Genomic DNA, 25,645 nt, shown 5'->3' on the forward strand with positions numbered 1-25,645 from the left:
AGCGTTCGGCGTCATAGCGCGGCATCGAGGTGTGCATCATCTCGACCGCGCAGCAGGCCAGCCCGAAGGTCATCCAGTGCAGGCTGCCGGTGCGCGCCCAGTTGATGACATCCTCGGTGGAGGTCAGCAAAAACCCCTTGTCCTGCAGGTCACGATTCAGCGCCTGCGTGGTGACCTCGCGATCGGGACCGGCGGTGTTGGCGCCGGTGGCGATGCCCGTGCTCACTCCCATTCCATCGCTCCCTTCTTCCACTCATAGGCAAAGCCGATGGTCAGGACCGCCAGAAAGACCATCATCGACCAGAACCCCAGATCGCCCACGTCGCGAAACGCGACGGCCCAGGGAAACAGGAACGCGACCTCGAGATCGAAGATAATGAACAGGATCGAAACGAGATAGAAGCGTACGTCGAATTTCATCCGCGCATCATCGAAGGCGTTGAATCCGCACTCATAGGCGCTGACCTTCTCGGGATCGGGGTTGCGTACCGCCACCACCGCCGCGGCGGCGATCAGCACCACCCCCAGACCCAAGGCCAGGGCCATGAAGATCAGGATCGGCAGGTATTCCCTCAGAAGAACGTCCACAGGCTGGCTCCTTCCAATGCGCCGACAACGACACATCCGGTTGACAGGTTGCCACGGGTTTATCCCCGCCCCCCGGCGGGGTCAACCGAACCCGGCATGCCTGCGCACACGCGATGTGGATCGAGTTAAGAAAAATTTAAGCCGACGGCGCCACGCGTACCGTTCGCGAAAGCCGTGCGGCCGGGTCTATGCGCCTCAACCGGCCGCCCAGCGCGGCGCGCGCTTGTCGAAGAAGGCGGCGATTCCCTCGGCCGCCTCGTCGCCCTCCCATTGCGCCACCAGCGCGGCCACCGACATCTCGATGACCTCGCGGTCGATCCGCGGCCCCAGCGCGCGCAGCAACCGCTTGGCCGCGGCCACCGCCCCCGGCGCGGTCGCGAGGTAGGGGAGGATCTCCTCCTCCACCGCGGCGTCAAGCGCAGCGGCAGGCACCCGGCGCGCCAGCAGATCCAGCGCGCAGGCCTCGGCCGCGTCGAAAAGGCGGCCCGACATGAACACGCGCCGTGCCTTGGCCTCGCCCATCCGGGCGGCGACATAGGGACCGATGGTGGCCGGGATCAGGCCCAGCCGCGTTTCCGTCAGCCCGAAGCGGGCGGTCTCCACCCCGATGGCCACGTCGCAGACCGACATCAACCCGATCCCCCCGCCGAAGGCCTGCCCCTGAATGCGCCCGATCAGCGGCTTCGACAGCCGGTTGAGCGCATCGAGCATTTCGGCCAGCGCCCGCGCGCCCGAAGCGCGGGTCCGCGCATCGGCCTCGATCTGCGCGCGCATCCAGGCCAGATCGCCGCCCGCGCAGAAACTGCCGCCCGCCCCCGTCAGCACGACGACGCGCACCGCCGCTTCGTCGTCCAGCCAGCGCGCCGCAGCGACCAGTTCGGCCAGCATCCGCGCCGACAGCGCGTTGCGCCGCTCCGGCAGGTTCAGCGTCAGCCGCGCGACCCCGCGCGCGTCCACATCCAGCGTGATGGTCTGATACTCCGCCACGGCCCGCCCCTTCTTCTGGTTGCAAATATCCAAACCCGACGCGGCGGCCCGGCACCGCACACCCGGTACCGCGCATCCGCCGATCCCCACCGCAATCGCGGCCTCAGGTTCAGGCTCAAGCTCAGGCCGCCGAAGGGCTGCGCATCGCCTGTGCCATCCGCGCCGCCTCTGCGAGGCGCGCCGGGTCCAGGCGGGTTTCATAGCCCAGCGCCGCCAGCCGGTCGGCCAGCTTCTCGGTGGCGAGGTTGCCCTCCGCCCCCGGCGCATAGGGACAGCCGCCCAGACCGCCCGTCGCGGCGTCGAACACGCGCAGCCCGCGGCCCAGCGCGACCTCGACATTTTCCAGCGCGCGCCCGGCCGTGTCGTGAAAATGGCCCGAAAGCCGATGCGGCGGCACATCCTGCAACACCGCGCGCAGCAGCGCGTCGACCGCCTCGGGCGTCGCGCGGCCCAGCGTGTCGCCCAGCGACACCTCGTAGCAGCCCATCGTGAACAGCGCCTCCACCACCTGGGCCGCCTGACCCGCCGACACCGCCCCCTCGAAGGGACAATCCGTCACGCAGGACACATACCCCCGCACCGGCAGGTCGATGTGCCGCGCCGCCTCGAGCACCGGCGCGAACCGCTCCAGGCTCTCCACGACCGAGCAGTTCAGATTGGCCTTGCTGAACCCCTCCGACGCCGAGGCGAAGACCGCGATTTCATCCACCCCGGCATCCAGCGCCCGCCGGTAGCCCTTCATGTTGGGCGTCAGCGCCGCATAGCCCACGCCCGGCTCCCGTCGGAGACCCGCCAGCACGGCATCGGTATCGGCCATCTGAGGAATCCACCTGGGGCTGACGAAACTGCCGACCTCGATCCGGCGGAAGCCCGCCCCGCTCAACACGTCGATCAGCGCGATCTTGTCGGCGGTGGCGATCGTCGCGCGCTCGTTTTGCAGACCGTCGCGCGGGCCCACCTCGAAGATCTCGACATAGTCAGCCATTCCAAACCTCATAAAAGTCGCGTTTGTAGAGCAGCTCCGCCCCCTCGGGCGGCAGGCTAGCGGCGAAGGAGGGGCGCTCGGTGATCCGGTCGTACCATTTCGCCAATTCCGGGAACGCCTCCAGCCGCACGAAATGGCGCGCCATGTAGACGGCCTGCCCGACGCTGATGTCGGCGGCCGAAAAGCCGCTGGTCAGCAGGTAGTCGCGGTTTTCCACCGGCGTCGACAGCCGCCCCTCGATCGCCTCGAAACATTTGCCCAGCCGCGCGGCCTCCAGCTTCATCACGATGGGGCTGCGCATCGCATCGTCGTATAGCGCGATATGCTGCTGGGTCAGCGCGGCACTGTGCTGGCTGACGGTCTCGGCGAAATGCACCCAGGTCAGCCAATCCGGCCGGTCCGGGTCCTGGGGATTGCGCCCCAGCCGATCCGGCGAATGGCGTTCGCACAAAAGCTCGGTGATGGCGCCCGATTCGAACACCACGTCGCCCTCGATCTCCAGCGCGGGCACGCGGCCCGCGGGGTTCAGCGACAGGTATTCGGGCGAGCGCAGCGATTTGTCGAAGGGATGGATTTGCAACTCGAACTCCAGGTCCAGCTCATTGAGCAGCCAGAGCGAGCGCATGGAACGGGTTTCGTGGCAGTGATGCAGCCGGATCATTCAGGCGCGTCCTCCTCTTCATCCGCCAGCCGGATGAGTGCTGCGCCAGCTTCCACCTGATCGCCCGCGGCTGCAAGCAACTCGGCCACGCATCCGTCGCGCGGCGCGCGCAGCGTGTGTTCCATCTTCATCGCCTCCAGCACAGCCAGCGGGTCGCCCGCCGCGACGCGCGCGCCCTCGGCGACCGCGATCGACTTGACCGTTCCGGGCATCGGCGTCTCCACCAGATTGCCGCCGCGCCCCGCCCGCGCCGTGCGATCCAGCGGATCGACGTGGTGAAAGACCCAGGCCGCCTGCCCGAAGATCACGATCCGGGTCCGGTCCACGGCCGCTTCTTCGTCGCGGGCGCGATGCACCTGCATCCGCAGCCTGCGCCCGTCGCAGATCCAGCCCGCCCCGCGCCGCTCCAGCACGACCTCGGGCGCGCCGTCCCATTGCGCGGCGACGCCGGCGGGCATGATCCGCAAGAACACCTCATGGCGCGCGCCCTCCCATTCCAGCACCACCCGCCAGCGCAAGGGCGCCCAAAGCGCGAAACCCTCGCGCGCGTCCCCGCGCGGCCCGCCTGCGTCCCGCAGCCCCGTCGGCCCGGCCGCCCCCGTCGCCGCCTCGAACGCAGCCAGGGCGATGGCGGCGCCGGGGGGCGGCGCCACGGCGGCGAGCGTCTCCAGGTGCCGCGCGATCAGGCCGGTATCGACCCGTCCGGCCGCGAAATCCGGCTGCACCAGCAACTTGCGCAAAAACGACAGGTTGGTCGTCACACCCGCAACCTGTGTGTCGCCCAGCGCCCGTTCCAACGCCAGCCGCGCGGCGGCCCGATCCGGGCCATGGGCGACGATCTTGGCGATCATCGGATCGTAGAACGGGCTGATCCGGTCGCCCGCCACAACGCCGCTGTCGACGCGGCACCCGGTGGCAAAGCGCAGATGGGCCAGACGCCCCGTCGCGGGCAAAAACCCCGCCTGCACATCCTCGGCGTAAAGCCGCGCCTCGAACGCATGGCCGTCGATCGACAGATCTTCCTGGCGGGCGGGCAAAGGCTCCCCGGCTGCCACGCGCAGTTGCCACTCGACCAGATCGACGCCGGTGATCGCCTCGGTCACCGGATGCTCGACCTGCAACCTGGTGTTCATCTCCATGAACCAGAACCGGTCGGCGCGCAGCCCGTCCGAGCCGTCGACGATTAATTCCACCGTGCCCGCCCCGCTATAGCCGATGGCGCGCGCCGCGCGCACCGCCGCCTCGCCCATCGCCGCGCGCATCGCTTCGGTCATGCCGGGCGCGGGGGCTTCCTCGATCACCTTCTGGTGGCGGCGTTGCAGCGATCAGTCGCGCTCGAACAGATGCACGGCATCGGCGCCGTCGCCGAAGACCTGCACCTCGATGTGGCGCGGCGCGGTCACGTATTTCTCGATCAACACCGCATCGTTGCCGAAGGCCGTCGCCGCCTCGCCCCGCGCGGATGTCAGCGCCGCGTCGAACTCCGCTTCCGCCTCGACCAGACGCATTCCCTTGCCGCCGCCGCCCGCCACGGCCTTGACCAGCACCGGATAGCCGATCATCGCCGCCTCCTGGCGCAACCGTTCGTCCGCCTGGTCATGGCCGTGATAGCCCGGCACCACCGGCACGCCCGCCGCCTCCATCAGCTTCTTGGCGGCGTCCTTGAGACCCATGGCGCGGATCGCGTCGGCCGAGGGCCCGATGAAGATCAGTCCCGCCTCATCCACCGCCTGCACGAAATCGGGGTTTTCGGACAGAAACCCATACCCCGGATGGATCGCCTGCGCGCCCGCCGCCTGCGCCGCCGCGATGATCGCCGCGCCGCGCAGATAGCTGTCGTGCGGACGCGATCCGCCGATCGCGATGGCATGATCGGCCAGCAGCACATGGCGCGCATTCGCGTCGACATCCGAATGGACCGCCACGCATTCCACGCCCAGCCGCTGCGCCGTCGCGATGATCCGGCAGGCGATCTCGCCCCGGTTGGCGATCAGAATCCTGTCAAACATCCGGCCCTGCCTCCCTGTAGCCCGCCGCTTCCAAATGGCGAAAATATCCCCGCCGGAGGTCACCCAAGGGGAATCGCCCCGCTCATATCCGAAACACGCCGAAACGCGTCTCCTCCACCGGGGCATTCAGCGCCGCGCGCAGGCTCAGCGCCAGCACATCGCGGCTCTTGCGCGGGTCGATGATGCCGTCGTCCCACAGCCGCGCCGACGCGTAGAGCGGATGGCTCTGGCGTTCGAACATCTCGATCGTGGGGCGCTTGAAGGCGGCCTCCTCCTCCTCCAGCCACTCGCCGCCGCCGCGTTCGATCGCGTCGCGGCGCACGGAGGCCAGCACCCCCGCCGCCTGCTCCCCCCCCATGACCGAGATCCGGCTGTTGGGCCAGGTCCACAGGAACCGCGGCTGGTAGGCGCGCCCGGCCATGCCGTAGTTGCCCGCGCCGAAGCTGCCGCCGACGATCATCGTGATCTTGGGCACGGCGGTGGTGGCGACGGCGGTGACCATCTTGGCGCCATGCCGGGCGATGCCCTCGTTCTCGTACCTTCGCCCCACCATGAAACCGGTGATGTTCTGCAGAAACAGCAGGGGCACGCGCCGTTGCGAGCAGAGCTCGATGAAATGCGCCCCCTTCTGCGCGGCCTCGGAAAACAGCACGCCGTTGTTTGCCACGATCCCCAGCGGGATGCCCTCGACATGGGCGAAGCCCGTCACCAGCGTCTCGCCGAAGCGCGGCTTGAACTCGTCGAAGCGCGAGCCGTCGACCAGCCGCGCGATCACCTCGCGGATGTCGTAGGGCGTGCGCAGGTCCGCAGGCACCACGCCCAGCAGTTCCTCAGGGTCATGGGCGGGCGGCTCGGGCCGGGCCAGCGTGACGTGCCGCGTCCAAAGATCAGGAGGCAGGTTAAGCGCGCCCACCGCCCGGCGCGCCAGCGCCAGCGCATGGGCATCGTCCTCGGCCAGGTAATCGGCCACACCCGACAGCCGCGTGTGCACCTCGCCGCCGCCCAGATCCTCGGCCGAGACGACCTCGCCGGTCGCGGCCTTGACCAGCGGCGGGCCTGCCAGAAAGATGGTGCCCTGTTCGCGCACGATGATGGTCACATCCGACATCGCGGGCACATAGGCGCCGCCGGCGGTGCAGCTGCCCATGACCACGGCGATCTGGGCGATGCCCTGCGCGCTCATCCGGGCCTGATTGTAGAAGATGCGCCCGAAATGGTCGCGGTCGGGAAAGACCTCGTCCTGGTTGGGCAGGTTGGCGCCGCCCGAGTCGACCAGATAGACGCAAGGCAGGCGGCATTCGGCGGCGATCTCCTGCGCGCGCAGGTGTTTCTTGACGCTCATCGGGTAGTAGGTGCCGCCCTTCACCGTGGCGTCGTTGCACAGCACCATCACGTCGCGCCCCTCGACCCGACCCACCCCCGCGATCAGCCCCGCACCGGGCGCCGCGCCGTCATAGAGCCCATGCGCCGCGGTGGCGCCCACCTCCAGGAACGGGCTGCCGGGGTCGAGCAGCCCGGCCACCCGGTCGCGCGGCAGCATCTTGCCGCGCTCCAGATGCCGGGCGCGGGCCTTCTCGCCGCCGCCCGCCGCGGCAAGATCCGCGGCGCGCGCGACCGTGTCGAGCAGGGCCAGATGGGCCTTTCGATTTTCGGCGAATTGCTCCGATCCCGGGGCAAGTGCGGATTTCAGTCGTGTCATGCGTCCTTCCCGCCCGGCGCGCCTATTCGCCGAGCCACCTTTCGAGATACAGCGCCTGTTTCGCCGTCATTGTCATCATGCAGGACACATGCGCCGGCCCGCCCCCGGTGCCGCCGCCCCAGGTCGCCAGCTCATAGTCGCAGACGGCATCGCGATAGGCGATCCAGGCGCGCTGCATGGCCCTGAGGTTCTGCTCCAGCGGCGGGGCCTGAGGCGCCAGCCGCGCATTCTCCCGGTCGGTGTGACCGTCGCGTGCGCGCAGCTTGCCGTAGGTCCGGTTCAGGCGCGCGTCCCAAAAGCCCAGCTCCCGGTCCAGACAGCCGCTCATGCCATAGCTGCTCTCGCCGCCCTCGGTCCGGGACATGCACAGATCGGCCGAGCGGCCGATGCAGCGGCCCGGGTCGGCGCGGCTCTCCTGCGCGGCCCGATCGAGGCATTGGCGCGTGGCATCGTCGCTGTAGACCAGATCCCGGGCCGCTGCGGGCGCATTCCCGATGGCCGCGACGACCAGCAGGAGGCGCGCCGCACCGGCCCCCGGCATCCGCCGCGCGCCGCTCACCTGCGCCCGCCCGGGTCGCGGTCTTGCTGCGACCGCGCGTCGGCCTCGGGCTTGAGCACGGTTTCCGGCGCGGGCTCGGTCGTGGGCGCCGCTTCGGGCGCGTTCGCTTCGGACATGTTCGCTTCGGGCGCGTTCTGGGGCGCTGGCAGCAGCTTGCGCCCCATCAGCCACCTCTGGCGATAGGCATAGCGCGCGGCCCGGCTCACGTCGGTCTGAAAACTCGCATTGATCCCGGCCGCGACGACGCCGCCCGCGATGGGCACGATCTGGGCGGCCTTACGGCGCAGCAGGCTGATGCCCAGTTGCCTGCCCACGCGCTCGATCAACGTCTCGAGCACCCAGTCGCCCGCCTGCGCGACGGCGGCGCGCGCGACCGGATCGCTCAACCGCCGCGCCAGCGCATTGACCCGGCCCAGCGCGTCGGACCGCGCCTCGAGCCCGCGCACCGCGGCCAGTTCCAGGATCATCAGGCGAAACGCGCGCTCGCGCTCATCGTCGCCGTCGAACCCGTAGGCGATGCCGGTCGCGCGCACATTGCGCGCCGCCATGGTCAGCGTCGCCGGTATATCCAGCGTCAGGCCCAGCCCGCCGAACCAGCCCGCCAGCCCGCCGCTGGCGGCGTTGGTGCCCATCGCCCACTTCTGCACGCTCAGCGCGGCCGCGTCGCAGGCGTCGATATCCCCAAGATCATGGCCCGCGATTTCACGGCGCAGCGTCAGGCCCGCGGCCGTATCCGCCCCGCGCAGCGCGGCGCGCATCATCGCGGGCGGGACCACGCCCTTGACCGCCGCCCCGATCGGCGCGGCCATGCTTTCCACACCGCGCCCCATGCGGGTCGGGCGATGCTGTTCGAAATCGCGCTGCGCCTCGAGCGCGCGGGACACCGCGCTCATCAAGGCGTCGCCCTGCGGCTTGCGGGCGGGCAGATCGTCGTTCATGAACGGTGCTCCGGGTTTTCATAATCGAAGCGGCAGCCCGCATCCCATGCCTTGCGGTCGTTGCCGTGGCTGGAAATGCCCCCCGCCGCGCGCAGCATCCGCGCCATGTGCATCAGGTTCCACGTCATGATGGTGGTGTTGCGCTGGGTGAATTCATTCTCGACCCCCGCGCGGCTGCCATCGTCCATTTCATCCCCGTAGGACGGCCCCGGCCCCGCCTCGCCGATCCAGCCGCAATCGGCCTGCGGCGGGATGGTCAGCCCCAGATGGTTCAGCGCATAGCCCACCGACATGGCGACATGCTTGATGCCGTCCTCGTTGCCGGTGACGACGGTGCCGCCGACCTTGTTGTAGAAGATCGACTGCCCGCGTTCGTTGAGCTCGCCGCTCATGCCGTAGAGCCGGTTGATCAGCGTCCGGCAGATCGCGCTTTCCTCGCCCAGCCAGATCGGCGTGCCGACGACGACGATATCCGCCGCCTTGACCTTTTCCCAGATCGCGGGCCAGTCGTCGCGGTCGTAGCCGTGTTCGGTCATGTCGGGATAGATCCCCGGCGGCACCTCGCGCGAGGCGAGGTGCAGATGCTCCACCCCGATGGCGTTCTTCTCCATGATCTCGGCCACCACGTTCAGCAGCAGCTTGGTATGCGATTCGGCTTCCTGCCGCTTGAGGGTGCAGTTGAAGATGACGGCGTTCAGTCCGCTGAAATCATCGGTGTTCTGCGCGCAAAGGTTCTGTTGACGTTTGCTCAGGCTCATGAAGTATCCTTCCTGCTATCGCATGTACCAAGGGACGCGCCGATCCATCGCCCAGAGCCTATCGCTGAGCGGCCATCAGCTCCCTCCCGATCAACATGCGCCTGATCTCCGAAGTTCCCGCGCCGATTTCCATGAGCTTGGCATCGCGGAAGATGCGGGCCACGGGCGTGTCGTTCATGAACCCCGCGCCGCCCATTGCCTGCACCGCCTGATGCGCGACCTTCATCGCCTCTTCGCTGGCGTAAAGCACGCAGGCGGCGGCGTCCTGGCGCGTGACCCGCCCCCGGTCGCAGGCGCGCGCGACCTCGTAGACATAGGCGCGTGCGCTGTTCATCGCGGTATACATGTCGGCGATCTTGCCCTGCATCAGCTGGAAGGACCCGACAGGCTGCCCGAACTGCCGGCGCTCGGCCACGTAGGGCATCACCTCGTCCAGGCAGGCGGCCATGATGCCGGTGCCGATCCCCGACAGAACCACGCGTTCGTAATCCAGCCCGCGCATCAGCACGGCCACGCCGCCGCCTTCCTCGCCCAGGATGTTGTCGAACGGCACCTCGACATCCTCGAAGACAAGCTCTGCCGTGTTGGACCCGCGCATCCCGAGCTTGTCGAAATGTGCGGAGGTGGAAAAGCCCGCCATCGACTTTTCGATCAGGAAGGCGGTGATGCCCTTGCTGCCCGCGTCCGCATCGGTCCTGGCGTAGACCACCAGCGTCTGCGCATCGGGGCCGTTGGTGATCCAGTACTTGGTGCCGTTCAGCACGTAGCGGTCATTGCGCTTTTCCGCGCGCAGCTTCATCGACACCACGTCGGAGCCCGCCCCGGCCTCCGACATGGCCAGCGCGCCGACCTGCGCGCCGGAGGTCAGCGGCGGCAGGTACTTCGCCTTCTGCTCCGCCGTGCCGTTCAGGCGGATCTGGTTGACGCAGAGGTTGGAATGCGCCCCGTAGCTGAGCGCGACCGAGGCCGAGGCGCGGGCGATCTCCTCCACCGCGACGACATGGGCCAGATAGCCCATGCCCGCGCCGCCGAATTCCTCCTCCACGGTGATGCCCAGCAGGCCAAGCTCTCCCATCTCGCGCCACAGCTCGGCCGGAAAATCGTTGGCGGCGTCGATGTCCCCCGCCATCGGTTTCAACCGCTCCTGCGCCCAGCGGTGCACCATGTCGCGCAGGGCGTTGACCTCCTCGCCCAGATCGAAGCGCATCGACGCGTTGAACATTTCCCACCCCGTTAATTGAACGCACGTTCAGTTATATCCTTCGCGCCTTTCCTGTCCAGCCCGCGGCCCCCGCGTGCCCGGCACCTGGCGGACGCGCCGGACCTCCTGCGCTATGATGCGGGCAATCAGCGCTGCATCGTCGCCGGTAAAGCTGAGCGGCAGCCGCATGTCGATCAGACCCGCCAGGATGCGATCCGTCCGAGGCAACGCCTGCGGCGCGGCATAGCGCCAGCTGTCGTGGCGGCTGGTGAAGCCCGTGGGCCGGTCCTCGCCGAACCATTTCAGCTCGACCCCGCGCGCGGCGCAGCGGCCAAGCAGATCGCGGATCTGCGCGGGCGCATGGTCCGGCAGGCGGAATTGAAAGGACGAGCGCACCGGCTCGGCGCCCTCGAGCGGGTGGATCAGGGCCAGCCCCTCCACCTGCGCCAGCGCGGACTGGACGATGTCGTGCAACAGGTTCCAGCGGGCGATGTTCTGCGGCAGCGCGCGCAGCTGCGGGCGCAGGATGGCGGCGCGCAGATTGTCCATCCGGCCCGACACGTTGGGCACCTGAAGGCGCAGATCCTCGAACGCCCCGGGCGGCGGGGCAGCCAGATGGCGCTCGTAAAGCATGTAGGATCCCGACAGCAGCACCGCACGCGCCATCAGCTGCGGATCGCTGCCGATCAGCAGCCCGCCCTCGCCCGAATTCACGTGTTTATAGGTCTGCGTGGAATAGCAGCCGAAGGCGCCGTGCCGCCCGGACGGCGTTCCGCGCCAGGTGGCGCCCATCGTATGGGCGCAATCCTCCACCACGCGCACCCGGGCCGCGTCGCACAGGGCGATCAGCGCGTCCATGTCGCACAGATGCCCGCGCATGTGGCTGAGCAGCAGGACCCGCGCGCCGCTGCTTTCGATCTTGCGCCGCAGATCCTGCAGGTCGATCACCAGATGCTCGGTGGTTTCCACGAAGACCGGCCGCGCCCCCAGCGCCGCGATCGCGCCCGGCACCGGCGCCAGCGTGAACCCGTTGGTCAGCACGCTGTCGCCCGGCCCCACCCCCAGCGCCCGCAGCGCGCATCCCAGCGCATAGCCCCCGGACGCCACCGCCAGCGCATAGGGCGCGCCCGTCTGCGCGGCGAATTCGGTTTCCAGCAAGGCGGTCTCGGCGGTCTCGTCGGGGCGGGTGTTATAGCGGTGCAACCGCCCGTGGCGCATCACGCGCACGGCCGCTTCGATCGCCTCTTCGGGGATCGGTTCCTGCTGGGTGAAACTGCCCTGAAAAACCTCTGCCATACGTCCCTCCGGCATTTCCCGGGTCCAATGCCCTGGGCCGGAGCCTAGCGCGCCGGCCGATCCGGCGGAAGCCGTCGTTTACGCCGACCGCCGCACGGCCCGGCTCACCCCAGCAGATCCTGCACGACGCGGTGCAGATCGTCATAGTGGTCGAGCGTGGCCTCGGGTTGCAGATCGCGCACCTTCAAGCCGTCGGGGCCGAAGGTCACCAGCACCACGGGCACCCCCGCCGCCCGCCCGGTCAGCCGGTCGGTCTGCGTGTCGCCCACGAGGATCGCACGGTCCAGCGTGCCGCCCGCCTGTTCCACCGCCGCGATCAGCGGCGCGGGATCGGGCTTGCGCACCGGCAGCGTATCCGCCCCGATCATCGAGGCGAAGTGACGCCGCAGGTTCAGCCGGTCCATCAGCACCTCCGCCAGGGCAAAGGGCTTGTTGGTGCACACGCCCAGGACGAACCCGTCCTCGGCCAGCCGCTCGAGCGCGGCCTCCAGCCCCGGATAAAGCGTGGTGTGCGTGTCGATATTGTTGCCGTATGCCTCAAGCAAGACGGGGTATTGCGCCTCGATCATGTCGGCCAGGGCGATCTGCTGCATCTGCAAGCGCTCGCCGCCCAGCCGCAGCATCGCCCGCCCGCCGTGAAAGGCGGTGCTCCGGTCGGCGCGCATGTCCAGCAGATCGCCGTGCCCCAGGCCGCGGAAACAATGGTTCGCGGCCGCGATCAGATCGCCGCTGGTATCGGCCAGCGTGCCGTCCAGATCGAATATCACCGTGCGCGTCGTCATGGCGCTGTCCCCTTCTGGTCGCGGCGGCAATGCCGCACCCGCCCGATGCCACGTAACGAACGGTAAAGACAAGTGAAGGCTTGGGGCTTGCAGTCACAGGACGGCCAGATACAACAGAAGCGCAAGCAAGGAATTTTCAATGCCCAACGCCTTTATTCTATTGGCTGCCGGACAAGGCAGCAGGATGCAGTCCGATTTACCCAAGGTGCTGCACCGGGTGGCCCATGCGCCGCTGATGATCCATGCCCTGACCGCTGGCCGTGCGCTGAACCCCGAGCGTACCGTCATAGTCGCAGGCCACGGCGCCGAGCAGGTGCGCGCCGTGGCGCAAGACCACGACCCGGAGGCCGTCGTGGTGATCCAGCAAGAGCAGAACGGCACCGCCCATGCCGTGGCCCAGGCGCGCGGCGCGCTGGAAGGGTTTTCGGGCGACGTCTTCGTGCTTTACGGCGACACGCCCTTCATCCGGCCCGAAACGCTCGACGCGATGGCGCGCGCCCGCGCCGAGGGCAACGCGGTGGTGGTGCTGGGCTTTCACGCCGCCGATCCCGGCCGCTACGGGCGGCTGGTAACGTCCGACAGCGGGCTGGAGCGTATCGTCGAATTCAAGGACGCGACGGAAACCGAACGCGCCATCACCCTGTGCAACAGCGGCGTCATCTGCGCCGATGCGCAGGATCTATTCCGCCTGATCGGCCGGGTCGGCAACGACAACGCCTCGGGCGAATACTATCTGACCGATATCGTGGGCCTGGCCCGCGCCGACGGGCTTGCCTGCACCACCGTCACCTGCCCCGAGGCGGAGACGATGGGCGTCAACACCCGCGCCGATCTGGCCGCCGCCGAGGCCGCCTTTCAGGCCCGCGCCCGTGCCGCCGCCCTTGAGGACGGCGTGACGATCACCGCCCCCGACACGGTCTATTTCGCCCATGACACCCATGTCGGGCGCGACGCGCTGATCGAGCCGCACGTCGTCTTCGGCCCCGGCGTCACGGTGGAAACCGATGCGCGGATCCGCGCGTTCAGCCATCTTGAGGGGTGCCACGTCGGCCGCGGCGCGGTGGTGGGGCCTTACGCGCGCCTGCGCCCGGGCGCAGAGCTTGCCAACGACAGCAAGGTCGGCAATTTCGTCGAGATGAAGAACGCCACCCTGGGCGAAGGCGCCAAGATCAACCATCTGTCCTATGTGGGCGACGCGCAGGTCGGCGACCGGGCCAACATCGGCGCGGGCACCATCACCTGCAACTACGACGGTGTGTTCAAACATGTGACCGAGATCGGCGAAGACGCCTTCATCGGGTCGAACACCGCGCTGGTGGCGCCGGTGCGCGTGGGCGCGCGGGCGATGACCGGATCGGGGTCGGTCATCACCACCGACGTGCCCGACGGCGCGCTGGCGCTGGCGCGCGGCCAACAGGTCAACAAGCCGGGCCTCGCGGTGCGGCTCATGGAAAAGCTGAAGGCGGCCAAGGCCCGCAAGGCAAAAATGCAGGAAACAGACTGATGTGCGGTATCGTCGGCGTATTGGGCAAACACGAGGTTGCCCCCCTTCTGGTCGAGGCGCTGAAGCGGCTGGAATATCGCGGCTATGACAGCGCGGGCATCGCCACCGTCAACGACGGCAAGCTGGAACGCCGCCGCGCGGTGGGCAAGCTGATCAACCTATCGGACCTGCTGGTGCACGATCCGCTGGCGGGCAAATCGGGCATCGGCCACACCCGCTGGGCCACGCATGGCGCGCCCTCGGTGGAAAACGCGCATCCCCACCGCGCGGGCCGGGTGGCCGTCGTGCACAACGGCATCATCGAGAATTTCCGCGAATTGCGCCAGGAGCTGTCGGAAAAGCAGATCGGCCATACCACCGACACCGACACCGAAACCATCGTCCTGCTGGCCGAACATCTGATGGCGGGCGGGCTGTCCGCCCGAGAGGCCGCGATCGCCACCATCGCCAAGCTGGAAGGCGCCTTTGCGCTGTGTTTCCTGTTCGACGGCGAGGACGATCTGATGATCGCCGCCCGCAAGGGCAGCCCGCTGGCCATCGGGCATGGCGACGGCGAGATGTACGTGGGATCGGACGCCATCGCCCTGTCGCCGATGACCGACCGCATCACCTATCTCGAAGAAGGCGACCGGGTGGAAATCACCCGCAACAGCTGTCGCATCTTTGACGCGGACGGCACCCCGGTGCAGCGCACCATGCGCGAGATCCACCAGGAATCGCTGCGGCTGGACAAGGCCGGGCACAAGCATTTCATGGCCAAGGAAATCGCCGAACAGCCCACCGTGATCGCCGAGGTGCTGGAACGCTACCTGCCGCACGGCGACGTGGCGCAGGGCTTTGGCGATCTGGAACTGGACTTCACCGGGGTCGAGCGCATGGTGATGGTCGCCTGCGGCACCGCCAGCTATGCCTGCTATATCGCGAAGTACTGGTTCGAACAGCTGGCGGGCATCCCGGTAGAGGTCGATGTGGCGTCGGAATTCCGCTACCGCGAGCCGCCGCTCAGCAAGGGCACGGTCGCGCTCTTCGTCAGCCAGTCTGGCGAAACCGCCGACACGCTGGCCGCGCTGCGCTATTGCAAGGGCAAGGCGGACCGGATCGTGGCGGTGGTCAATGTGCCCGAAAGCTCGATCGCGCGCGAATCCGATGTGGTGCTGCCGATCTATGCGGGGGTCGAGGTGGGCGTCGCCTCGACCAAGGCGTTCACCAACCAGCTGGCGGTGCTGGCCACGCTGGCGCTGCATGCGGCCACGGCGCGCGGGCGGCTGGATGCGGCCGGGCGCGACCGGCTGGTCGGGGCGCTGCGGGCGATGCCGGGGCTGATGAACCACGCGCTGGCCACGGCCCCCGCCATCCAGCGCGTCGCCGGGCAATTGGCCGAAGCGTCGGACGTGCTGTTCCTGGGGCGCGGCGCGATGTTCCCGCTGGCACTTGAAGGCGCGCTGAAACTCAAGGAAATCAGCTACATCCACGCCGAAGGTTACGCATCGGGAGAGCTCAAGCACGGGCCGATCGCGCTGGTCGACGACAAGACGCCCATCGTGGTGCTGGCGCCGCGCGACGGGCTGTTCGACAAGACCGTGTCCAACATGCAGGAGGTCATGGCCCGCGGCGGACGCGTGCTGCTGATCACCGATGCGGCCGGGGCGCAGGCGGCCTCGGACGGGGTGTGGGAAACGCTGGTGATGCCGACGGTGGATCCCACCTTCGCGCCGATCCTCTATGCCCTGCCCGCGCAGCTGTTGGCCTATCACACCGCCGTGGCCAAGGGCACGGATGTCGATCAGCCGCGCAACCTGGCGAAATCGGTGACGGTGGAATAGATCGCCCCCTTGGGCCGGAGCCCTCAGCGGCCCCGGAACAGCCCGCCCAGCACACCGCGCACGATGGCAGAACCCGTCCGCGTGCCCAGCGAGCGCGCGACCGATTTGGCAAAGGCCTCGCCGATGCTGTCGCTGCGCCGTGCGCGGGTGGTTCTGGCGCTGGACCGGCCCACGCGGCTGCCCTGATAGCGCCGCCCGGTCTTGTATTCCCGTTCGGCCGCGGATGTGGCGGCCTCTTCGCGGTCCTCGGCCTTGCGGGCGGCCTCGGCGGCATCCTCCGCGCGTTTTGCAAGCGTCTCATAGGCGCTTTCGCGGTCGATGGCGGTGGCATAGCGCGCCGCCAGCGGCGAGGCCGCGATCAGCGCGCGGCGCGCATCCTCCTCGATCGGGCCCAGCCGTGACGACGGCGGGCGGATCAGGGTGCGCTGCACCACGCCCGGCGCGCCCTTTTCCATCAGCAAAGAGGTCACTGCCTCGCCCACGCCGACCTGCTGAATGGCCTTTTCCGTCGAAAAATCGGGGTTCGCGCGATAGGTTTCCGCCGCCTGCCGCAGCTGCCGCTGATCGCGCGCCGTGAACGCCCTGAGCGCATGTTGCACCCGGTTGCCAAGCTGGCCCAGCACGTCGTCGGGCACATCGCCCGGATTTTGGGTCACGAAATAGACGCCGACCCCCTTGGACCGGATCAGCCGCGCCACCTGTTCGACCTTGTCGATCAGCGCCTTGGGAGCGTCGTCGAACAGCAGATGCGCCTCGTCGAAGAAAAACACCAGCCTGGGCTTGTCGGGGTCGCCGACCTCTGGCAGCTGCTCGAACAGCTCGCTCAGCAGCCAGAGCAGAAAGGTCGCGTAAAGACGCGGCGCCTGCATCAGCCGGTCGGCGGCCAGGATGTTGACCTGCCCGCGCCCGTCGGGCGCCAGACGCATCATGTCCGACAGCGCGAGCGCGGGTTCGCCGAAGAACTGCAACCCGCCCTGGTTTTCCAGCATCAGCAGACGGCTTTGAATGGCCCCCACCGACCGGGTGGAGATATTGCCGTAGCGCAGCGACAATTCCTTGCCATTCTGACCGATCCAGACCAGCAGCGCCTGCAGATCCTTCAGGTCGAGCAGCGCCATCCCCTCTTCGTCGGACAGGCGGAAGGCGATGTTGAGGATCCCCTCCTGCGCCTCGCTCAGATCCAGCAGACGCGCCAGCAGCAGCGGCCCCATCTCGGCCAGGGTGGTGCGGACGGGATGGCCCTTTTCGCCGTGCAGATCCCAGAAGGTGACGGGGAAGGCCTCATAGCGGTAGGCCTCGGCGATGCCGATCCTGCGCGCCCGGTCCAGAAAGGCGTCATGCAGCTTGAAATCGGCGCGGCCCGCCTGGGCCAGCCCCGACAGATCGCCCTTGACGTCGGACAGGAACACCGGAACGCCCGCGCGCGAAAAACCCTCGGCCAAGATTTGCAGCGTGACGGTCTTGCCGGTGCCGGTGGCGCCCGCGATCAGCCCGTGCCGGTTGGCGTATTTCAGCGCCAGTTCCTGCGGCGCGGCGTAGTCCTCGCCGCCGCCACCGATGAAGATGCTGTCGCCCATGCGCCCTCCGTTTCTTTTTCGCGCCCGCTCACACCGGATTAACCTTTTTCCGACATGCTGGGTCTGTCGCGGCTGATCCTCTAGGTGTCGCGGCAGACTTCCTCCCTGTTAGACTGGCCGTGCCCTTGTGGCACGGTCTTTTTTCATGCACCCGGTCGCCGGGTGGAGGCGCATGAGAGGCCCGTTACAAGATGCTGCGACACAATGTCATTTTCCCTGTTGACCCGACCGCGGCAAGAACGTAGCGTCTGGATCACAAAAAGGTCGGCCAGTCCGACGGGGAGACTACATAACACGAAAAAAGGGCCTCATGGCCCTTTTTTCATTTGGGTCGCATGAACCTGCCCATCCGCCGATTTCGTCCTGACAGCCTTGCCGCCACGTGGTAGATGCAAAGCCGCCTAGGAAACGAACAAAACGGATTTAACATGCAAACTGCCCTGAGAACTCTGGCGTTGATCGGTGTCCTGGCGGCACCCTCTGCGCTGTTCGCCCAGACCGACACAACGCCCGCGACAGGCGATGCAGCGGCCGCGGACGCAAGCGGCACGGCCCAGACGCCCGCCGCAACCCCGGATGCCAACAAGCCCAAGCGTCGGGTCAGCGGGCAAAATCTGCCGGGCGAGCTGTCGATGGGCAACGAGTCCAAGGGCACCGGCGCCCCCGGCGAGACCTACGTTCAGGAAACACACGAGGACTGGACCGTGCAATGCGTGCGCGCCAAGGAAGGCAAGGACCAGTGCCAGATCTACCAGCTGCTGCGCGACAAGGACGGCAACGCGGTTTCCGAAGTCAGTATCTTCGCGCTGCCCGATGGCGGTCAGGCGGTGGCAGGCGCAACCATCATCACCCCGCTCGAGACGCTGCTGACCCAGCAGGTCGGCCTGCGCGTCGACAGCGGCGCGGCCAAGCGCTATCCCTTTTCCTGGTGCAGCGCGGTCGGCTGTTTCGCTCGTATCGGTCTGACCAACGCCGATCTGGCCGCGTTCCGCAAGGGCAAGGAGGCGACGGTGACGATCGTGCCGGTCGCCGCGCCGGACCAGAAGGTCGAGCTGACGCTGTCGCTCAAGGGCTTCACCGCCGGCTACGACGCCGCGAAAAAGTAAGCGGACGCGGGATCACGCCCTGACCCCCTGTCCCTTGGGTCCCTGAGCGCCCGAGCACTTGAGCCGTGATACGAAAACCCCGCCGGAGGATGCCTCCGGCGGGGATATTTTTGCGACAATGAAAAAGCGATCAGCGCGTGATGATTTCCGGTCCCATCATCATCGTCGGCAGGAATGTCGACAATGCAGGGATGTAGGTCACCATGATCAGGAAGATGAAGAGCACCCCCAGGAAGGGCAGCGCCGCGCGCACGACGCGCATCATCGGCATGCCCGCGACCCCCGAGGTCACGAAGAGGTTCAGGCCCACGGGCGGCGTGATCATCCCGATTTCCATGTTCACCACCATGATGATGCCCAGGTGGATCGGATCGATCCCCAGCTGGATCGCGATCGGGAACACCAGCGGCGCCACGATGACGATCAACCCCGAAGGTTCCATGAACTGCCCGCCGATCAGCAGGATCACGTTGACGATCACCAGGAACATCACCGCCCCGAACCCGGCCTGAAGCATCGCGCCCGCTATTTCCTGCGGGATCTGCGCATTGGTCAGAACCTGTTTCAGGATCAGCGCGTTGGCGATGATGAACATCAGCGTGATGGTCAGCTTGCCCGCCTCGAAGAGCGTGTCGCGGGTGTCGCGGTGAAAGAAGGCGGTGACCAGCGCCCAGGGCGCGCGCCAGATCGGGATATTGGCGCCCTCGCCGCGTGTCGCGAGCGGCCCCATGTCGCGGTAGACGAAGCTGGCGATGAAAAAGGCGTAGACGGCGGCGACGGCGGCGGCCTCGGTCGGGGTGAAGATCCCGCCGTAGATGCCGCCCAGGATGATGACGATCAGGAACAGTCCCCAGCCCGCATCCCGGCCCGAGGCCCAGACCTCGCCCCAGCCCTGCCATTCGCCCTTGGGCAGCTTGCGCACCACCGCGATGCCGTAGATCGTGGCCATCAGCATGAAGCCCGCCAGCAAGCCCGGGATCACGCCCGCCAGGAACATGCGGCCCACCGACACATCGGTGGCCGAGGCGTAGACCACCATGACGATCGAGGGCGGGATCAGAATGCCCAGCGTGCCCGCGTTGCAGATCACGCCCGCGGCGAAGTCTTTGGAATAGCCGACCTCGCGCATGCCCGCGATCACGATCGAGCCGATGGCGACCACGGTGGCGGGCGACGATCCCGACAGGGCCGCGAACATCATGCAGGCAAAGACGCCCGCGATGGCCAGCCCGCCCGGAAAATGCCCGACGATGGCGATGGAAAACCGGATGATCCGCCGCGCGACGCCGCCGGTCGACATGAACGACGAGGCCAGCACGAAGAAGGGGATCGCCAGCAAGGTGTAGTGACCGGCCATCGACTGATAGAGCGACTGCGCGATCGAGGCGAGCGAGGTGTCGGAATAGACCAGCAGGAACAGGATCGACGACAGGCCCAGCGAAATCGCGATCGGCACGCCGATCAGCAGCAGGCCCACGACCATCGTGAAAAGGATGATGACGTCCATCGGCTCAGACCTCTGCGTTGCGGGCGGCGGCCTCTTCGACGGCCTCCTCCGCTTCGTGAGAGACGATCAGGCTGTCCTGTTCGCCCCGGATGATGCGCAGCGTGACCTGCGCGATGCGAAACAGCATCAGCAGCACGCCGATGGGCAGAATGGTATAGGGGATCACGCGGGGCAGTTTCTCATAGGCCTCGCCCTGGTTGATCAGCCCTTCGAGCCAGCGAAATATCCCTGGCATGGGCACCTGATCGGTGACGTAGAACGCCCGGTCGCGCGTGGCGCTGAAGCCGGTCGGGAACCACCGCCCCGAGGTCTGATCGAGCGCCGCGAAGGGGGCCCAGTAATCCCAGGCGCCCTTGAGCAGGAAAACCGCGTAAAGCAGGCAGAGCGCGGCCGAGATCAGCCCCATGACGCGCTTGCCGCGCGACGGGAACACCGAGATCAGCGCGTCGACCCCCAGATGCGCGGTGATCTTGAACGCGTAGCTGATGCCGAACAGCACCAGCCAGGCAAAGAGGATCAGCACCACCTCCAGCCCCCAGATCAACGAGGTGTTGAACCCGTAGCGCAGCACGACGTTGACGAAGGTGATCAGCGTCATCAGCCCCAGGATAAGTGCGATCACCGATCTTTCGACAGTGTCGACCGCGCGGGCGAAACCGCTGCGGGGTATGTATTTCTGCTGCATGGCAAGGCGTCCCCATTTGGAAAAATGGCCCGGGGATGTCCCGGGCCATTCCGAAAATCAGTGCAGACCCAGGGCTTACATGGATTCGTTGATTTTCTGCGCGGCGGCGATGTTATCGGCGCCCACGTCGGCCTCGAACTGCGACCAGACCGGCTTCATCGCGTCGACCCAGTCCTGACGCTGCTGTGCGCTCAGCTCGCGCACGACACCGCCCGCGTCGATGATCGACTGCTTCGCCTCTTCGTTGACGTTGAAGCTTTCGCCGTTGCGCGCCGTGGTGACTTCGCTGAGGATCTGCGACAGCTGATCGCGGACGTCGGGTTCCAGGCTGTCCCACCAATCCTGGCTGGTCACGACCAGATAGTCGATGATGCCGTGGTTGGTTTCGGTGATGCCGTCCTGAACCTCGAAGAACTTCTGGCCGTAGATGTTGGACCAGGTGTTTTCCTGACCGTCGACAACGCCGGTCTGAAGCGCGCCGTAGACCTCGGAAAAGGCCATCGGCTGCGGGCTGGCGCCAAGCGCTTCCATCTGGGCGACCAGCACGTCGGAGGGCTGGACGCGGAATTTCAGGCCCTTGGCGTCACCGGGCTCCAGCAGCGGTTTGTTGGCCGAGAACTGTTTCATCCCGTTGTGCCAGAATTCCAGCCCCAACAGACCGCGGCGCGACATGGATTCCTTCATCGCCTGCCCGGTGTCGGAGTTCTGGAACTTGTCCACCGCGTCGATGTTCTTGAACATGAACGGCAAATCGAAGATGCGGAACTTCTTGGTGAAGGTCTCGAACTTGGACAGCGAGGGCGCGGCCATCTGCACGTCGCCCTGCAGCATCGCCTCGAGCACCTGGTCGTCGTTATAAAGCGTGGAGTTCGGGAAGACCTCCATGCAGACCTTGCCGTTCATCTCCTTGTTGACGCGCTCTTGCAACAGCGATGCGGCGATCCCCTTGGGGTGCTTGTCGGAATTGGTGACGTGGCTGAACTTGATGACCATTTCGCCATCGTCGCAACCGGCGGCCATATGGCTTTCGGCAAAAGCGGACGAGGCGGAAACGCTGAGCGCCGCGACAGCGGCGAGTGTGGTGAATTTCATGTGTTCCTCCCAGATGACACGATTGGAGCGATCCCCGAGCGCGGGACCGGACGCAAGCAGCGTGAAAGCTGGCGGGTCGTGTCGCAAGCGATTTTCGGCGTATGGCTGCGCCATAGGTTTTACCTCATTGTATCAGAGGCTTGCCAAATCCCCCAGCGATGCGGTCAGAACGGTGCGCGCAGATATGGGCGGGATTCCGCACAGCCAAACCCGCGTCTGTGCGGTAATTCGCACAGTCAGCGGAAATCTTCGGGGCGCAGGCCGTGGCGGGACAGCTTGTCGTAGAAGGTCTTGCGCGGCAGCTCCAGCGCGCGCGCGGTTTCGGAGGCGTTGCCGCGGTGCTTTTTCAGCGCCTCGGCAATCAGCGTGCGTTCCACCCGACGCATCCGTTCCGCCAGGCCGATGCTTTCCTCGCTGACGGCTTCGGGTACCCCCAGGGCAAAGCGCATCGCCACGTTCTGCAAGGCCCGCGCGTTGCCGGGCCATTCGCGTTCCATCAGGCGCGCGATCAGATCGGCGGGGATCTCGGGCACCGGCAACGCCGCCTGTTCGCAGGCCGTTTCCACGAAGTTGCGGAACATCGCGGGTATGTCATCGACCCGTTCGGCGAGACCGGGAATGCGCACCGTCGCGACCTCCAGCCGGTAGAACAGATCGGCGTTGAACCGGGCCGCCTCGGCCTCGCCCTGAAGCGGATGATAGGTGCCCGCGAGCAGCGGCGTGCGCGGATTTGCCTCCAGCAATTCCAACAGCGCGAATTGTGCGGCCCGGTCAAGCGCCGCGACCTCGTCCAGGAACACCGTCCCACCCTCGGACCGCTGGAAGGCGTCCGCCAGCCTGCGCGCATCGGCCCCCGCGCCCGACACGCGGGTGAAGGGGCCGCTCGATCGGGGCGAAAGCAGGTGCAGCACCTCGGCCACGCGTGCGGTGCCGGTGCCGGGCGCCCCGGTGATAAGCACCGATACTCCGGCCGGACCCAACTGGCGCAGCTGCGCCCGCAGCGTGCGCGCGGCGGCCGACACCCCGATGATCAGCCGCGAGGCGGCGTCGCCCTTCTGGAGGCGACTGCGTTCCGCCCGCAGCGCGAGCACCCCCGCGCGCACTTTGAGCGCTCTATCAAGAACCTCAAGCAACTCCGCTGGACTACACGGTTTTTCCAGAAAATCGAATGCGCCCGCGGTCATCCCGCGCACCGCCATCGGCACATCCGCCTCCCCGGTCAGCAGGATCACCGGCAGCTCGGGATCGATCGTGCGGCAATGGCTCAGCAGCTGAAAGCCGTCCTTGCCGGGCATGCGGATGTCGGTCAGCACCACGCCCGCGAAATCGCGCCCGACGATGTCGCGCGCCACGGTGAAGCTGGCGGCGGTCATCGGGGCCAGGTCGTGCAGCTCCAGCGTCTGCGCCAGCGCATCGCGCACCGCCTTGTCGTCATCGACCAGCAGGACCCGTCGCAGGGCTGTCATGCCGCCTGCTCCGCGGCGGTGGCCGGTTGAAGTTCAACCGTGAAAACCGCGCCGCCCGAAGGGTGGTTGCGCCCCCGGATCGCGCCGCCGAAGCTTTGCACGAGCCCGTAGGAAATCGAAAGCCCGAGGCCCATCCCCTCGGACCGGCCGACCTCCTTGGTCGTGTAGAAGGGATCGAAGATCTTCTCGGGCGCGTCGATCCCCGGCCCGGTGTCGCGCAGATGCAAAAGCACCCTGTCATCCCGAAGGCGCACGGCGATTTCCACGCGCTTTTCCGCCTGCGCTTCCATCGCGTCTATGGCGTTGGTCAGCAGGTTCAGCACCACCTGTTGCAGACGCACCTCGCCGCCGCGCACATGCACGGGGGCCTCGGGCCGTTGCCAATCCAGCCGCACCCCCTGCGCGTCGATCCGGCGCTGGCTGATTTCCAGCACCGCGTCGATGACAGCTACCAGATCGACGGAGCCGAGCGGCTCACTCTCTTGCCGGGAAAAAGCGCGCAGGTTCTTGATGATACGCCCCATTCTTCGCGCAAGATCTGAAATCCGCCACAGGTTGGCGCGGGCCACGTCGACATTGCCGCGCGACAGCAGCACCTCGGCGTTTTCGGCGAAGGAGCGGATCGCCATCAGCGGCTGGTTCAGTTCATGGCTGATGCCCGCCGACATCTGGCCCAAGGCGCTCAGCTTGCCCGCCTGCACCAGCTCCTGCTGGGCACGCTTCAGGTCGCTGTTCACACGCGACAGTTCCGCCGTGCGCTCCTGCACGCGCAGCTCCAGCATGGCGTTGGCCTCTGCCTCCATCGCCAGACGGGCCGACAACGCGCGACGGCGCTGCCCCAGAAGAAAGAGGAACGCACCGAATATCAGGCAGATCGCCCCCGCCACCGCCGCGACCAGCGCCGCCGTCAGCCGCGCGGGGGCCACGTCGCGCAGCAGCTCGGCGGTGAAGCCGACCACCGGCAGCGGCAATTCCAGATGCATCGCGCGGCGCGGCAGATAAGGGCCCGCGTCCATCGCCCAGATGTCATGCCCCTGCACACGGCTGACCCGGAACTCGGGGAAAGGGCGCGCCCCTGCCGCCTGCCCCGCATCGCCCCCCCCGCCGCGGCGCTGGCGCAACAGCAGCTCGGAGCGGTTCGACATCAGGATCACCTGGCTTTCATTGGTGAAGAAGACCGTCTGCGCATCGCCGCGCCAGCTTTGCTCGATACTGTCGAGATCGACGCTGACCACCACCGCCCCCAGCACCGGACCGGCGGGCGAAAAAACGGGCGCGGCATAGGTGAACACGCGCTGGCCGCTGTCCAGCAGCCCGTCGGCCGCGCCCAGCGCGCCGTCCATCGCGCGCTGGAAATAAGAACTTGCCGCGTGGTCGATGCCGCTCAGCCCGCCAGAGCCACCCAGCAGCTGCCCGCGTCTGCCCAGCAGCGAGATGTCCAGCGACCCGCTTTGGTCGGCCATGCGCAGCAACAGGGCGTCGATCTGCGGGTTCTTCCAGGGAAATTGCGTCCCTTCGGCAAGCGCCTGCAGGTCCGGGTGCTCCGACAGGACCACCGCCAGATCGCGAAAGCGTTGCAGCTGGCTGACCAGCCGGTCGCTGGCCAGCGACAGATCCGCCCGAGCGCGGCTTTCGACCTGATCGAGCACCTCGCCATAGGCAAGCCACCACACCCCGGCCGAGAAACCGGCCACGGCCATCAGATAAAGGCAGATGACTGCAACGCTGCGCCGCACCGGCGATCCTCCGGGAAGCCCGCCTGTCGGGGCAGGTGCATGGTAAAAAAGCACGCCGCCGAAGGAAAGCCCCGAAGGCGCGCGCGGGCAAAGGAACGCCTGTGCGCCACGGCCCCGCCGCGCGCTCGGGCCCGGCTCAGGCCCGACTCAGGTCGCCCGACTCAGACCCCCGCGTTGTCGGGCATCGGAAGCTCGGTGGAGTTCTTCAGCTCCTCCATCGACAGGAGCGCCGTGACGTTGAAAATCCGCACCTCGGAAATCAGCGCCTGATAGAACGCGTCATAGGCGCGGGCATTGGCCACGCGCACCTTGAGGATGTAGTCGATCTCTCCGGCCAGACGGTGCGCCTCCATCACTTCGGGGCGCTCGCGCAGGGCGCGCAGGAATTTCTGCTGCCACTCCGCCTCATGCTCCGAGGTACGGATCAACACGAAGAAACAGGCCTCGAGCCCCAGCTTTTCGGGGTCCAGAATGACGGTCTGGCGTCCGATGACCCCGGCCTCCTTCAGCTTGCGCACCCGGTTCCACACCGGCGTCTTCGACGAGCCCACCTTCCGCGCGATCTCATCCAGCGACTGGCTGGCGTCGGCCTGCAATTCGACCAGAATTTTCCGGTCTATCGGGTCCAGACGAACGTCCATTCCGAATATCCTTTCGCGATTGAAAAACGGTCCGCTTGCGGGGCC

General features: G+C 67.3%; 21 protein-coding genes and 2 pseudogenes. 3 read left to right on the plus strand and 20 right to left on the minus strand.

Annotated elements, in window-relative coordinates:
• From ACU0BR_RS05465 to ACU0BR_RS05525, 13 genes and pseudogenes are all read right to left on the minus strand, one after another.
• Positions 1-232, minus strand: a pseudogene (locus ACU0BR_RS05465) (NADH-quinone oxidoreductase subunit B); the annotation flags it as partial.
• On the minus strand, positions 223-588 hold the full coding sequence (locus tag ACU0BR_RS05470; RefSeq protein WP_446155836.1) for an NADH-quinone oxidoreductase subunit A: 366 nt from the start codon (positions 586-588) through the stop codon (positions 223-225). The pseudogene ACU0BR_RS05465 and the gene ACU0BR_RS05470, both read right to left, overlap by 10 nt.
• A gap of 195 nt (positions 589-783) precedes the next feature.
• Positions 784-1,575 (minus strand): crotonase/enoyl-CoA hydratase family protein, encoded by a 792-nt coding sequence (locus tag ACU0BR_RS05475; protein ID WP_446155837.1) that lies wholly within the window; start codon positions 1,573-1,575, stop codon positions 784-786.
• Positions 1,576-1,696: 121 nt separating this feature from the next.
• Positions 1,697-2,560, minus strand: coding sequence for a hydroxymethylglutaryl-CoA lyase (locus ACU0BR_RS05480; RefSeq protein WP_446155838.1), 864 nt, complete (start codon positions 2,558-2,560; stop codon positions 1,697-1,699).
• Positions 2,553-3,221 carry a glutathione S-transferase family protein gene (locus ACU0BR_RS05485; RefSeq protein ID WP_446155839.1) on the minus strand — a complete coding sequence of 223 codons (669 nt, stop codon included), beginning with the start codon at positions 3,219-3,221 and terminating at the stop codon, positions 2,553-2,555. Before ACU0BR_RS05485 ends, ACU0BR_RS05480 begins: the two co-directional genes overlap by 8 nt.
• Positions 3,218-5,230, minus strand: a pseudogene (locus ACU0BR_RS05490) (acetyl/propionyl/methylcrotonyl-CoA carboxylase subunit alpha). Before ACU0BR_RS05490 ends, ACU0BR_RS05485 begins: the two are co-directional and overlap by 4 nt.
• A gap of 82 nt (positions 5,231-5,312) precedes the next feature.
• Positions 5,313-6,929, minus strand: a complete 1,617-nt coding sequence (locus ACU0BR_RS05495; RefSeq protein WP_446155840.1) for a carboxyl transferase domain-containing protein — start codon at positions 6,927-6,929, stop codon at positions 5,313-5,315.
• A 22-nt stretch (positions 6,930-6,951) separates the two neighbouring features.
• On the minus strand, positions 6,952-7,488 hold the full coding sequence (locus ACU0BR_RS05500; RefSeq protein WP_446155841.1) for a lysozyme inhibitor LprI family protein: 537 nt from the start codon (positions 7,486-7,488) through the stop codon (positions 6,952-6,954).
• Positions 7,485-8,426: an EcsC family protein gene (locus ACU0BR_RS05505; RefSeq protein WP_446155842.1), complete on the minus strand. Its 942-nt coding sequence runs from the start codon at positions 8,424-8,426 to the stop codon at positions 7,485-7,487. Before ACU0BR_RS05505 ends, ACU0BR_RS05500 begins: the two co-directional genes overlap by 4 nt.
• Entirely contained in the window at positions 8,423-9,184 is a 762-nt protein-coding gene (locus tag ACU0BR_RS05510; protein WP_446155843.1) for a flavodoxin family protein, read from the minus strand. Before ACU0BR_RS05510 ends, ACU0BR_RS05505 begins: the two co-directional genes overlap by 4 nt.
• A 58-nt stretch (positions 9,185-9,242) precedes the next feature.
• The gene (locus ACU0BR_RS05515; protein ID WP_446155844.1) at positions 9,243-10,406 is read right to left on the minus strand and encodes an isovaleryl-CoA dehydrogenase; all 1,164 of its coding nucleotides are present in this window, start codon (positions 10,404-10,406) and stop codon (positions 9,243-9,245) included.
• Between the two features lie 27 nt (positions 10,407-10,433).
• Positions 10,434-11,681 (minus strand): DegT/DnrJ/EryC1/StrS family aminotransferase, encoded by a 1,248-nt coding sequence (locus tag ACU0BR_RS05520; protein WP_446155845.1) that lies wholly within the window; start codon positions 11,679-11,681, stop codon positions 10,434-10,436.
• A gap of 104 nt (positions 11,682-11,785) precedes the next feature.
• On the minus strand, positions 11,786-12,463 hold the full coding sequence (locus ACU0BR_RS05525; RefSeq protein ID WP_446155846.1) for an HAD-IA family hydrolase: 678 nt from the start codon (positions 12,461-12,463) through the stop codon (positions 11,786-11,788).
• A gap of 139 nt (positions 12,464-12,602) precedes the next feature.
• Here ACU0BR_RS05525 and glmU point away from each other — a divergent pair, with 139 nt between their 5' ends.
• Complete coding sequence (gene glmU / locus ACU0BR_RS05530; protein WP_446155847.1) at positions 12,603-13,967, plus strand: bifunctional UDP-N-acetylglucosamine diphosphorylase/glucosamine-1-phosphate N-acetyltransferase GlmU; 1,365 nt, start codon at positions 12,603-12,605, stop codon at positions 13,965-13,967.
• Complete coding sequence (gene glmS, locus ACU0BR_RS05535) at positions 13,967-15,790, plus strand: glutamine--fructose-6-phosphate transaminase (isomerizing) (protein WP_446155848.1); 1,824 nt, start codon at positions 13,967-13,969, stop codon at positions 15,788-15,790. The genes glmU and glmS overlap by 1 nt, the downstream gene beginning before the upstream one ends.
• 23 nt (positions 15,791-15,813) lie before the next feature.
• Here the strand turns inward: glmS and ACU0BR_RS05540 are convergent, their stop codons facing one another.
• On the minus strand, positions 15,814-17,367 hold the full coding sequence (locus ACU0BR_RS05540; RefSeq protein ID WP_446155849.1) for a helicase HerA-like domain-containing protein: 1,554 nt from the start codon (positions 17,365-17,367) through the stop codon (positions 15,814-15,816).
• A gap of 428 nt (positions 17,368-17,795) precedes the next feature.
• Here ACU0BR_RS05540 and ACU0BR_RS05545 point away from each other — a divergent pair, with 428 nt between their 5' ends.
• A complete protein-coding gene (locus ACU0BR_RS05545; RefSeq protein ID WP_446155850.1) occupies positions 17,796-18,473 on the plus strand; it encodes an invasion associated locus B family protein in 678 nt (225 codons plus the stop codon).
• Between the two features lie 130 nt (positions 18,474-18,603).
• Here the strand turns inward: ACU0BR_RS05545 and ACU0BR_RS05550 are convergent, their stop codons facing one another.
• From ACU0BR_RS05550 to ACU0BR_RS05575, 6 genes are all read right to left on the minus strand, one after another.
• A complete protein-coding gene (locus tag ACU0BR_RS05550; RefSeq protein WP_446155851.1) occupies positions 18,604-19,980 on the minus strand; it encodes a TRAP transporter large permease in 1,377 nt (458 codons plus the stop codon).
• Between the two features lie 4 nt (positions 19,981-19,984).
• The gene (locus ACU0BR_RS05555; RefSeq protein WP_446155852.1) at positions 19,985-20,665 is read right to left on the minus strand and encodes a TRAP transporter small permease; all 681 of its coding nucleotides are present in this window, start codon (positions 20,663-20,665) and stop codon (positions 19,985-19,987) included.
• 75 nt (positions 20,666-20,740) lie between these two features.
• The gene (locus ACU0BR_RS05560) at positions 20,741-21,757 is read right to left on the minus strand and encodes a TRAP transporter substrate-binding protein (protein ID WP_446155853.1); all 1,017 of its coding nucleotides are present in this window, start codon (positions 21,755-21,757) and stop codon (positions 20,741-20,743) included.
• A 236-nt stretch (positions 21,758-21,993) separates the two neighbouring features.
• Complete coding sequence (locus ACU0BR_RS05565) at positions 21,994-23,223, minus strand: sigma-54-dependent transcriptional regulator (protein ID WP_446155854.1); 1,230 nt, start codon at positions 23,221-23,223, stop codon at positions 21,994-21,996.
• Entirely contained in the window at positions 23,220-24,959 is a 1,740-nt protein-coding gene (locus tag ACU0BR_RS05570; protein WP_446155855.1) for a sensor histidine kinase, read from the minus strand. The genes ACU0BR_RS05565 and ACU0BR_RS05570 overlap by 4 nt, the downstream gene beginning before the upstream one ends.
• A gap of 161 nt (positions 24,960-25,120) precedes the next feature.
• On the minus strand, positions 25,121-25,600 hold the full coding sequence (locus ACU0BR_RS05575) for an Lrp/AsnC family transcriptional regulator (protein WP_446155856.1): 480 nt from the start codon (positions 25,598-25,600) through the stop codon (positions 25,121-25,123).
• Between the last annotated feature and the right edge of the window lie 45 nt (positions 25,601-25,645).

It is taken from the genome of Brevirhabdus sp. (assembly GCF_052826345.1).